Below are 508 nucleotides of genomic sequence, written 5' to 3'. Positions count from 1 at the left end.
CGCGCCGAAATGGCTGGCCTTGGCCGACGCCTTTTATGATGCCTCGGTCGATCGGTCTGCCGGAGGATCGGGTATCCCGATCCTGTGGGGTATCGATGCCGTCCACGGGCATAGCAACATCATCGGTGCGACGTTGTTTCCACAGAATATCGGGCTTGGTGCGACGCGCGACCCTGCGTTGATCGAGCGGATCGGTGCCGCGACCGCCGCCGAAATCCGCACCACCGGCCAGGAATGGACCTTCGCGCCGACCATCACCGTGCCGCAGGATTATCGCTGGGGGCGGGCTTATGAGGGCTATTCCTCCAATCCCGATCTGGTCGCCAGCTATGTCGGACGAATGATCGTCGGCCTGCAGGGCAAGCCCGACGGCAGCCGCATTCTGGCGGGCCCGCACGTTCTGGCGAGCACCAAGCATTTCCTCGCCGATGGCGGCACCTTCGAGGGACGCGACCAGGGCGATGCCAAGATCAGTGAAACCGATCTGCGCGACATTCACGGCAAGCCG

At 63.8% G+C, this 508-nt stretch carries 1 protein-coding gene; it reads left to right on the top strand.

The genetic code is table 11. The features are described from left to right. On the top strand, positions 1 to 508 hold a 508-nt coding region (locus AACY08_RS28815), incomplete at both ends, for a glycoside hydrolase family 3 N-terminal domain-containing protein (protein WP_339472489.1).

It is taken from the genome of Pseudomonas sp. EL_65y_Pfl1_R83 (assembly GCF_963970695.1).
Classification (GTDB): Bacteria; Pseudomonadota; Gammaproteobacteria; order Pseudomonadales; family Pseudomonadaceae; genus Aquipseudomonas; species Aquipseudomonas tritici.
This window is presented reverse-complemented; position numbering and strand designations above follow the sequence as displayed.